The organism is Bacteroidota bacterium (assembly GCA_039111535.1).
Lineage (GTDB): Bacteria > Bacteroidota > Rhodothermia > Rhodothermales > JAHQVL01 > JBCCIM01.
This window is the reverse complement of the sequence record JBCCIM010000017.1, coordinates 48,001-57,603: the sequence shown is the minus strand read 5'-3', so window position 1 is coordinate 57,603 and position 9,603 is coordinate 48,001. Positions and strand designations below refer to the sequence as shown.

At 48.8% G+C, this 9,603-nt stretch carries 11 protein-coding genes; 4 read left to right on the top strand and 7 right to left on the bottom strand.

Going from position 1 to position 9,603, the window contains the following annotated elements:
* Both AAF564_04880 and AAF564_04875 read left to right on the top strand, forming a co-directional pair.
* Window positions 1–262: beta-ketoacyl synthase N-terminal-like domain-containing protein (locus AAF564_04880; GenBank protein ID MEM8484858.1), on the top strand; the 262-nt coding region annotated here is incomplete at its 5' end.
* 143 nt (window positions 263–405) lie between these two features.
* A complete protein-coding gene (locus AAF564_04875) occupies window positions 406–531 on the top strand; it encodes a hypothetical protein (GenBank protein ID MEM8484857.1) in 126 nt (41 codons plus the stop codon).
* A 115-nt stretch (window positions 532–646) separates the two neighbouring features.
* Here the strand turns inward: AAF564_04875 and AAF564_04870 are convergent, their stop codons facing one another.
* The 3 genes from AAF564_04870 to AAF564_04860 all read right to left on the bottom strand — a co-directional run bounded on the left by AAF564_04870 (window position 647) and on the right by AAF564_04860 (window position 3,046).
* On the bottom strand, window positions 647–1,201 hold the full coding sequence (locus AAF564_04870) for a cytochrome b/b6 domain-containing protein (protein ID MEM8484856.1): 555 nt from the start codon (window positions 1,199–1,201) through the stop codon (window positions 647–649).
* A 118-nt stretch (window positions 1,202–1,319) separates the two neighbouring features.
* Window positions 1,320–1,760, bottom strand: coding sequence for a MarR family transcriptional regulator (locus AAF564_04865; GenBank protein ID MEM8484855.1), 441 nt, complete (start codon window positions 1,758–1,760; stop codon window positions 1,320–1,322).
* A gap of 644 nt (window positions 1,761–2,404) precedes the next feature.
* Window positions 2,405–3,046, bottom strand: a complete 642-nt coding sequence (locus AAF564_04860; protein MEM8484854.1) for a YceI family protein — start codon at window positions 3,044–3,046, stop codon at window positions 2,405–2,407.
* A 284-nt stretch (window positions 3,047–3,330) separates the two neighbouring features.
* On the opposite strand from AAF564_04860, the gene AAF564_04855 reads away from it, so the two are divergent.
* Window positions 3,331–4,695, top strand: a complete 1,365-nt coding sequence (locus tag AAF564_04855; protein ID MEM8484853.1) for an ATP-binding protein — start codon at window positions 3,331–3,333, stop codon at window positions 4,693–4,695.
* Between the two features lie 18 nt (window positions 4,696–4,713).
* Here the strand turns inward: AAF564_04855 and AAF564_04850 are convergent, their stop codons facing one another.
* From AAF564_04850 to AAF564_04835, 4 genes are all read right to left on the bottom strand, one after another.
* The gene (locus AAF564_04850) at window positions 4,714–5,544 is read right to left on the bottom strand and encodes an RNA polymerase sigma factor (GenBank protein MEM8484852.1); all 831 of its coding nucleotides are present in this window, start codon (window positions 5,542–5,544) and stop codon (window positions 4,714–4,716) included.
* A 1-nt stretch (window position 5,545) separates the two neighbouring features.
* On the bottom strand, window positions 5,546–5,947 hold the full coding sequence (locus AAF564_04845; protein MEM8484851.1) for a DoxX family protein: 402 nt from the start codon (window positions 5,945–5,947) through the stop codon (window positions 5,546–5,548).
* Between the two features lie 14 nt (window positions 5,948–5,961).
* Window positions 5,962–6,759 (bottom strand): SDR family oxidoreductase, encoded by a 798-nt coding sequence (locus tag AAF564_04840; protein ID MEM8484850.1) that lies wholly within the window; start codon window positions 6,757–6,759, stop codon window positions 5,962–5,964.
* 84 nt (window positions 6,760–6,843) lie between these two features.
* The gene (locus AAF564_04835) at window positions 6,844–7,368 is read right to left on the bottom strand and encodes a DUF1572 family protein (protein MEM8484849.1); all 525 of its coding nucleotides are present in this window, start codon (window positions 7,366–7,368) and stop codon (window positions 6,844–6,846) included.
* A gap of 320 nt (window positions 7,369–7,688) precedes the next feature.
* Here AAF564_04835 and AAF564_04830 point away from each other — a divergent pair, with 320 nt between their 5' ends.
* A complete protein-coding gene (locus AAF564_04830; protein ID MEM8484848.1) occupies window positions 7,689–9,125 on the top strand; it encodes an ABC transporter C-terminal domain-containing protein in 1,437 nt (478 codons plus the stop codon).
* The last annotated feature ends 478 nt before the right edge of the window (window positions 9,126–9,603 follow it).

Below are 9,603 nucleotides of genomic sequence, written 5' to 3'. Positions count from 1 at the left end.
TCGCCACCAGCCGGGCGGCATCGCCTCGCCGGACGGGCACTGCCGTGCCTTCGATTCCGACGGGCGCGGCACCCTGTTCGGCAACGGCGTTGGGATCGTGGTGTTAAAGCCACTCGAGCGCGCCCTGGCCGACGGCGATCACGTGCACGCCGTGATTCGCGGCTCGGCGGTCAACAACGACGGCAGCGATAAAGTCGGCCTGCTGGCATGGCTGCCAAAGCAATTCTTAGCCAATGGACATTACCCCACTGATCAAGCTTAACCGCTACTTCACCAACCGGGAATTCACCAGTTGCAAAAGCGGTATTGTTAGGGACGAAATAGAGCACCGTTACTATGAGAACGAGTGCAAATGCCGCCGCCGAAGCAAGCCAGAGATAGCGCACCGTACTGTGCTTCCAATTCATGATCACGGTTGCCACCATTGCAATCATGGTGGGTGCAACCACTGTTGATATCATCGACATGATATCAGCATCCTGTTTGGCAAAAATGCTTGCAAATTCTGCTACAGGGACGCTCTTCCAATAGCTAAGAGCCGTTGAGGCAACGGCGAACATCACCGCGCAGAATGCACTCATGCCTATTACAGAAAGCATTTCGCATGTTCGCCTGATTTTAGTTTTGGTGTTCATTATCGCCTCCATTAGCTGCGCTGTTTGGATTTTTTAACATTAATCCCCATCCGATGCAGAACGTCCGACTTGGTCGTCTGATGAAACACGACACCTCCGATATGGCCCACAAGTAGAGCGATGTAAATTTTGGCAGCAATGCCATGGGCCCGACCAGGTGCAATTTCACTGAGATCAGTAGGGATTAGGGCTTCAGAACCACCTGTGAGTATATCACCAATCCCACTACTGATCAGCATGGCTATACCACTAAAAGTGAGCACGAAAATAAATACGTACAGAAACACGTGGGTCGCATGGAATGTCCTCAGGTGTATTCCATGGAGCCCTTCAGGTGGGTCAGGGCTTACGTCTTTCCTTCCCCAAGCTATGCGTGCAATTGTGATGAGGAGGATTAACGCACCAATAATCATATGCCCCCTGTACAATATTCTTTTGGTAGCTTCAGCCTCTACATTTTGCATCATCATTCCGAGCGGAATCATTGCGATGATTAGCACAGCGCTAAGCCAGTGGTAGCGCTGTGCTTTAAGTCCATATTGCTCAGGTGTACGTTGGGACAGCATCGGTCTTCCTTATCGTTAGGTGTTCATCACACAAGTTGCACAGACAACATTAAAAATACACAGTTGCACGGACAACTTATTATGCAAAGATATTCATGACACTTACTAAAATGGTTATTTATGCTTCAAGAAAGCTTCTGAGCTTTTTGAGCGTACTCAAAAATTGTTTGCTTTCTTCTTCTTCCAACAGCTCAAATATTGGCTCAAAACGCCCAATTAGCTTGGCAGGCACTTCGGCTTTTACTTTCTCAGCAGAAGCGGTGAGCGTAATAAGCGAGGCACGTGCATCATTAGGATCCACCGTTTTTGTTACCCATCCGTCGCGTTGAAGCCGAGCGACAATACGCGACGTTGTATGGCGGTCCCGTAACGTAATGTGGGCAATGTCATTCTGATTCAGTGGTTCACTGATTTCCCAAAGCACCCGCATTACCTGCCACTGCTCTGGCGTCAACTTGTACTCGGAGAGTGCATCCATCAGCTCTCTTCGAAAAAGCAAAGCCAGCCGGTAAACATTAAACGGCATTGCATCATCGAGTGCAGGCGGGATTTTCTTCATTGTTGCTTGTTACGTTGCACAAGCAACAATTAAATATAGTTGCACAGCCAACGAAATGTCAAGTGGTCATCATCAGGATTTGTGATAATGGCAGCAAACGGGTGATTTTTTGATTTTGCAAAAGCCGCCGTAAGACTAACTCGGCCACTTCTCACGCCCCAATAATACGAATAGCAAGGCTAGACTACAATTTGGAACGCCCAGGCAGCTCATTTACAAACACCTTCGCTGTTCGTTTATCCATTCCACTTGATATCAAAGAACATTTACCAAAATTAGCAACTGAGTCTACCACATAAATGCTACCCCAAGGTAGAGCAAGACAATTGCTGATGCTACAAGGACAATTAGTAATGATGACAGCGATAGCTCCCAGTATGAAACCTGCTTTATGGTTCTCCTTGTCATAAGAAAACAGAGCATTATGGCAAGCAAAAAAAGATACAGGTACTTACTGCTGCTTATTCTAAGGTGAATGCAGACCACCATAGCAACGCCGAATAATGAACCCAATAGAGTGGCGTATTTTATGATAACTGCGTGCCTGTCACCGGTCATTTATCTGCCATCGTTTAAAGTCGTTTTCAGCGTATTTTGATTGCCGTGCATGCTTATAACACGCACCATGTGCATTCCATGCATACCTAGTTGCCATTAGAAAAACAGTGATGCAATGCGCCTGCGCCATCTATCTTTTCCAAATGGAGCTGCACAAAGAGTTGGAGGTCATCATGAGGTCTGGCAATCATTCCACCAGGCCCCACACTTGGCACCTCAATACTTAGCGTCGAAAATGTTGTCTGCAGCGATCCTTTGACAATTGGGATTGAGGTAGCAGAAGAAAATTGAAGGTTAAAGTCTACAGGAAACCGTATCCCTTTCAGTTCGAGGCTGCCTGGGAGCATCCAGTTCTGCTGTACGACACTTTCACACAGCATGTCAGCATCCAACCACTCAGTCCTAAAATGAATACGCGCATGCTCTGGAGCGCCGAGTATCTCCGCGACATGTTTGTCGCGTTTTTTGCTCCCAGATCTGAATGAACGAACAGGCACTGCCACTTCAACTTGGGCTTGATCAGCCGTTGCAGACCAAGTGAGACGCGCCGCTATGTCTAGGTTTTTTCCAACCACCACAGCGTTCCGCTTGAACAACGTCCCTTTTGTGGTGCAATAGGCAACACCATGTTCATCAGACTTAAATATCACTTTACTGTCGCATGGATGCTGCGTTAACAGAGCAGACAGGCTAAAAGCGATGGCCAGGATCAGAGAATCATACTTCATGGATATATTGAACATTTGGGTATCAAGCAAAGGTGCACGGACAACTAAATATAGTTGTCCGTGCACCATAATGTCAACGTTTCGATTTCCATCTCAAAAAACGCCGGCGCTTGAACCGCTTGAAACCAAATGTTAACTGGCCAAAAACCTAACAATCATAACACATAGCTTTAAATACCATGCAGCAAATACCGCATCTTCGACATCGCATTTTATGGGGCTAATGTATCAATCTTCATATCCGATTAATTAATGGAAAGACCCATACTACCGACCCATTTTACATGAAGTGGCTATTCAGCACATTATTCCACGCGCAATTCTATGCCGATGAAGAGTTGCTTCGCAAGGCTAAACTTTCCACTACCCTCAATATAGTCTGGTTAGTGACGGGGTCGCTCTATGTCCCCTACTATTTCCTGATTGGTCATAAAGCTGCTGGATATGCTGTATCTGCAGCTGTTGTATTGATAAGTTGCAACTTACTTTTTTTACGCGCCGGTTGGCTGCGTGTGCAGGCACATGGGATGCTCTTCGTTGCCATGTATACCCTGGTTGCTATTGCCGTTACAGGCTTTGGTATTTATGACGCGGCAAATGCATGGCTCGCCAGTCTCTCTCTGGTTGCATTCTTGCTGCTCGGCAAGCGAGCCGGCGTAATCTGGCTCGGCGTCAACCTCCTGGCGCTTGGGTTTGTGTTATTGCTAACGCACACTGAATTTATTGATCTTCCCGATGCCCCCGAAGGAATCCTTACATACCACTCCCTTTCCGCCTTTCTAGGCATCGGTGTTTTCATTTTTTGCCTTGCTCGTGTCTTTGACGCCAATTACAATCGTGCATTAGGTGAAGCCCAACATGCACTCAAAGCGCTGCAACATGAAAAGGAGCAGGCAGAGACAGCAAAAGAGCTGGCCATCGAGTCTGCCCGAATTAAAGGGGAGTTCCTGGCAAACATGAGCCATGAAATTCGTACCCCCATGAATGGTGTACTGGGCATGGCCGACTTGTTGCGAGACACCCCGCTTGACGAAGAGCAGCAAGATATAACAGATACGATTTTAAGTTCTGCAGAAAGTCTGCTGCGCATCATCAACGACATCCTTGACATCTCAAAATTAGAGGACGGAAAGGTTGATTTGATTTCAAAACCGTTTGACCTGATGGCTATTCTTCAGGAGCTTTGTACGATATACATCGCCGGCAATGGATCAAAAGACATTCAATTTGATGTCCGTATAAGCCCTGACATACCTCAAACGCTGTTGGGTGACAGCGACCGACTCAAACAGGTTCTGATCAATTTGATCGGCAATGCGGTCAAATTTATGCCCACCGGTGGTCGTATAGACATAGGCGCACGCATCAAGTCCAATACAGATAAACAAGTGGAAGTTGTGCTCTCTGTAAAGGATACAGGCATTGGTATCCCCAAAAACAAGCAGAAGAAGATTTTCGAAGCATTCACCCAGGCAGACGGTACCATTACCCGGCAATTCGGCGGCACGGGCCTCGGCCTAACCATCTCCATGCAACTGGTACATTCGATGCAGGGAGAAATATGGCTGGAAAGCGAGGAAGGCGTCGGCTCAACCTTCTACTTCACGGCTGTCTTTGATTTGGCGGAGCAAAAAAGTGTACAGGTATAAATCCTGCACAATCCACCTTTACCCAATCTCCCCGATACTTGCACGTGTACATTGCATAATGACGTCTTGCAAGTCAGCGCCTTCAGATTGTAGCGGATCAATGGCGCGAACCAGCGCAGCACGCAACTCATAAAGCCGTTCGCTGGACGATTCTTCTGATACAGCTACCATGTCGATTTTCATCAGCGCCTTCTGTGCATTTTGCTTCGGATTATAAATCCCATTCAGCTCGGTACACTGATGACAGACCCCGGCCTTGTTTATCAAGGCGCAACGATGATCAAACACATCAACCATCGTTTTGCGCGCTTCAAACAACAAGTGTTTCACCACGCCTTCTGTTTTATCCAAAATCTGGCTGATGTCTTTTCGGGGAAAACTGTAGACGTCTTTCAGGATAAGCGCAACCTGATGGGATATCGAAAGCGTTTTGGCGATGCAGGTGAAGCAAAAGTCGATATGCTCCTTGATGTCGTATTGCCCCGCCGGCGCGTTCTGATGCGTAAACCAGAACAGCCGCTGCATCTCGGGGGAGTCCTCCGCATAGGCTTTGGCAGTATCCTGGGCATCCGATTTCCAGCGCTTACGGCGCTTCAGGAAATCATAGGCAAGGTTGGTGGCTATCCTGAATACCCACGTCTTGAGCGTCGAATTACCCTTAAAGGTTGACAGTTTATCAAACGCTTTCACGAACGTGTCCTGGGTCAGGTCGTCTACATCGTTTCGGTCTGCAAGCAGCCGATACAGGTAGGACTTCAATTGGGGTTGAAATGCGGCAAAGAGACTCTGGAAGGCGTTGATATCACCTTCCAGCGCCGCTTGGAGCCGCTTGTTGGCTTCTCGTTGCATATCAGTTGTGAATCGTCTCTGCTACAGATTTAGTCAAAAGAGCTCCGTCCTTTGCGTATTGATCTGCATACATGAGCGCAGCACCAGCCATTGCTAGATCCCGAAAGCTGCCAATCAGGGAAGTAAAAGCGCCGTCTATTACAGCCGGTATATGTACAAGGACCACAAACAGCGTAAGCATGACGGCCAACAGTACAGCCGCGAGTTTGTCATATTTACCCAATACAGCGCTCAGGACAAAAGCCAGCAGGCATACACCCGTAAAATATACCCAGATCGCCGGTGCGGGCAAATACGCCGGCACGTACGGCAAACTGAATTCTAGCGGTCCGAAGTGAAGCAATCCAAAGAAGGCAAAAGGTAGTACAAAAATCCACCGGCCCATCGAGATAATTTGTTGCATGGTTTCTCCCTCGCTTATATCACGCCTGCGTTGCCGCAATCGACATCCACAATATGGCTATTAAACACGACGCCAGCATCTGAGACCAGCAATACAGCCGCGCGGCCCACATCTTCCAGTGATGGTCCGCGGCCCAGCAGGAAGCCTTGCTGCATTTGCTCGCGCATGGCTTCTGCCGGAATATTCAGTAACCGGGCCTGGGCAGCAGAAGTTTTCTGGATTGTCGGCGTTTCCTGCAATGCCGTGGCATTCAAACACTGGACCCGTATACCATGCATCCCAAACTCGCCAGCCAGGGAACGGGTCAATCCCTCTATTGCAGCACAGGCGGCGGTAATGCCTGCCATACATGGCGCCTTGATACGCGAAAGGCTCGCCGTCAGTAACAGAATTGTACCAGGCTTACCATGTGCCACCATTTTCCCTGCGGCAATACGGGACGTGATAAACTGGGATCCGACCATTGCCTCCATGGGCTCCATAAACTGCTCAAACGATAACAGAGTAGAAGGCACTGCATACCCCATTTTATCCGGATCGCGACCTATGCCGTTGAACACAACGTCAACGCGGCCGTGAGCTGCAAATATCTGATCTAAATATTGATCAACTTCTGTTTCGTTTTGCGCGTCCACAACGGTAGCTTCAGCCTTTCCGCCGGCAGCATTAATTTCTTTAGCCAGGGTATGAACGGCGTCAGCCCGGCGCGCAGATACAAATACATGGGCCCCGGCGTCGGCAAATGAACGGGCAGCCTGACCGGCAATAGCGCCACTGGCTGCAAATACAACGGCTACTTTGTTATCGAGCATTTTCGTCTGATAGATTGGTTAAACAACGTATTTATTCTTCAGACGATTAAGCTTTCTAAAACGGTCGAGCAATCGCACAACCTGTCAGGGCAACCGCTCTTTGGTTGGGTTTTGGTTATACGCAGCAGACCCACCTTTCGGCACCGAAATCCATTGCCACGCATCTTGCTGGTCGATTCGGGCGAGCAAGGTAATCTGCCCAACATGATATGCCACGTGTGCCACTGACCGGTTCAATGCCTCGCGCACCCGCAGACCTATACCCCTGATTTTCACTTCGCGCTCCAGGTCAGCATCCGTCAGACCTGCCAGTATTTGCTCGATTAGCCCCCAGGCTTCATCCCAATCTTGCGTTAACTCAGCAGCACGGTAATACCCTTCTTCAAATTCACGATCGCGGTTACGCCACGGTTTTTCACCATCTGAAGTCAGAAAGTTGGTAAAACGCGACTTCAGGTTGCCACTGAGATGCCGCATAATCATGGCAATCGAATTACCATCTACACACGGCGCACGGTTGAGTCCGGCTTCATCCACCTGGGCAATAGCTTTCTCAGCAATCATGCGGTAACGCCGGTACTCAATCAGGTAGCCTTCAACCATTAGCATGCTGTTTTTTCAACGTAAATTTTCACCCAAAAAACTCCTCACTCCAAACTCCTACCTCCTACGCCACGGCCAGCGAAACAAGCTCTTGATGAGCCGGCGAAGTCTTTTCCCAAGTGTCATAACATCCTCTTCATCTGGTGATTAAATAAGCTCCTAATCTGTACGCAAATTTTCTAATTTTGCTGCATCAATACTCCTTAAGCATACCCTAATTAACCCCAGGGTACCTTGTCAGGGGTCAGCTCTACACGGAAGTTGTACGTAGCAGCAATCCACCTACTACTACTCATCATCCTCGTTTCCCCTGGTTATTGGAAGACATGAAAAAAACCCTTTATCGCGGTACAGCCTGCCTGTACCTGGCACTCTATCTAGTAAGCACACCCGCTTTTGCCCAGTGGGACAGTGACGGTTCGCAGATTTGGGCAAATACAAAAGAAGCAAAGGTCGGCATAGGCACCAACGAACCGGGCGCCCAGCTCCATATTGTGGGCTCCTTAGAGCTTCCTGCAATTTTGTTGGATAGTGAGATGGATTTTGCGGCAACGCGCAATCAGGCCCTTCAATTTGGACAATGGGATGGCTCTTTCCTCGAGTATATGAGGATTACTCGTCTTGGCCGACTCGGCATCAACACCACCTCGCCTTCAGGTAGGGTAGAAATTTCACACAACAGCACAGGCGCCTCGCCACATCTCGTATTACACGAAACCCACAGCGATTATGCGCGACTGTCGTTCATGGAGGACGGAACCACAGCCTGGCACATCGCCGGCAAAAACACGCAGCTTAATTTCTGGAATGGTTCAACCAATCGCATGACTATCCTGGATGGTGGGAATGTGGGTATCGGAACGTCTTCACCCGCAGCCCTCCTTCATCTGAATGCCAGTTCTCCGAGGCTGCGGCTTGAATCAAACGCCAGCTCCATCCTCGGCAGCGCAGAACTCGAATTCATATCCGCTGGTACTTCAAGCGACAATCCTAACGGTATGCCGGGGGAATGGACCATAAAAATGTACAGCAACAGCTATGCACACGATTTCGCCCAGAACGAGCTCTCGCTCCAATTTACGCCCATCAACTCAGGTAACCCCACGCGCGCGATGCATTTTGAGCAAAATGGCAGCGTAGGTATCGGCAGCGAAATGGATTTACGTGGTGAACTCGACATCAACGCAGAAAACCGCAGCATTCACTTTCATGTCAAAGACTTCAACACAGAAGCGCCACTGGTCGACTTGTTCAGGACAAGCTGGATTGAATTCAGGCATGAAGGAAATACGCGCAGCATGATTCAGTCCTTTGAAGACGACGGCAGCTTGCGATTTTGGACGGGCGGATCTCCCGGGTCACCTATCCCAACCCTTACAATGTCTGGCAGCAACGTCGGCATCGGAATGACCAACCCAGGCGAAACACTCGACGTAGCCGGCAACATCCGCTCTTTCGGGGGTGATGTGATTACCGCTGTCGGCTCCTTCATTGCCGGCTCTCGCGAATTACGTGTCCCCGACTATGTTTTCTCTGAAAGCTACCAGCTCGAATCTATCGAAGCGCACGCAGCTTTTATGTGGAGCGAAGGCCATCTGCCGGCGGTAACCAGCGAAAAGGCGTTGAAAGAAAACGATCTGTACGACATGGCAGAGCGCCGGGAGCAAATCCTGGAAGAATTGGAAAAGGCACATATCTACATCGAACAGTTGAATAACAGGATCAAAACCCTGGAAAAACGCCTGGCAGATGCCGGCCTGTAAATCGGCCTAAAAACCTATAAAAAAGCCCGTACGTGTTTTTTGTAACACTACGGGCTTTTTGTGCACTATAACACTAGTCAATGAATCCAGAGATGTTGTGAGCCTTACATTTCTGGTGTGTGGCTAACTGGTTAGAAATAGGGGTCTTTGTCTAGGTGGCAGACGAGGCCTCTATTTCTTTTTTTATGCCTGTGAGAGATGCACAGTTATACGCTAGCGATTAATTCAGCCATTTGCAATGCACCCCACCATTCGAGTCAAATCAGTACAGCAGTAGAACCCTTACGGAAGATCCGAGTTGGTTGCTCATCAATAACGCGGATTAAGGGTTGAGCACTTCGCTTAAGTCTGGCGGTAACTAACAGCGACCCTTTACCCGTCATATCCAACTTGATTGGATATCCACAGGGATAGCACTGGTCATCAATTTACATTCAATGGCGATTGTTATACCTGTGGATCCCCAGTCAAGCTGAGG

Bases quoted from the DNA above. Each gene is read 5' to 3' on its own strand.
- AAF564_04875 (MEM8484857.1), top strand. From the start codon at position 406: ATGATCACGGTTGCCACCATTGCAATCATGGTGGGTGCAACCACTGTT.
- AAF564_04870 (MEM8484856.1), bottom strand. From the start codon at position 1,201: ATGCTGTCCCAACGTACACCTGAGCAATATGGACTTAAAGCACAGCGC.
- AAF564_04865 (MEM8484855.1), bottom strand. From the start codon at position 1,760: ATGAAGAAAATCCCGCCTGCACTCGATGATGCAATGCCGTTTAATGTT.
- AAF564_04860 (MEM8484854.1), bottom strand. From the start codon at position 3,046: ATGAAGTATGATTCTCTGATCCTGGCCATCGCTTTTAGCCTGTCTGCT.
- AAF564_04855 (MEM8484853.1), top strand. From the start codon at position 3,331: ATGAAGTGGCTATTCAGCACATTATTCCACGCGCAATTCTATGCCGAT.
- AAF564_04850 (MEM8484852.1), bottom strand. From the start codon at position 5,544: ATGCAACGAGAAGCCAACAAGCGGCTCCAAGCGGCGCTGGAAGGTGAT.
- AAF564_04845 (MEM8484851.1), bottom strand. From the start codon at position 5,947: ATGCAACAAATTATCTCGATGGGCCGGTGGATTTTTGTACTACCTTTT.
- AAF564_04840 (MEM8484850.1), bottom strand. From the start codon at position 6,759: ATGCTCGATAACAAAGTAGCCGTTGTATTTGCAGCCAGTGGCGCTATT.
- AAF564_04835 (MEM8484849.1), bottom strand. From the start codon at position 7,368: ATGCTAATGGTTGAAGGCTACCTGATTGAGTACCGGCGTTACCGCATG.
- AAF564_04830 (MEM8484848.1), top strand. From the start codon at position 7,689: ATGAAAAAAACCCTTTATCGCGGTACAGCCTGCCTGTACCTGGCACTC.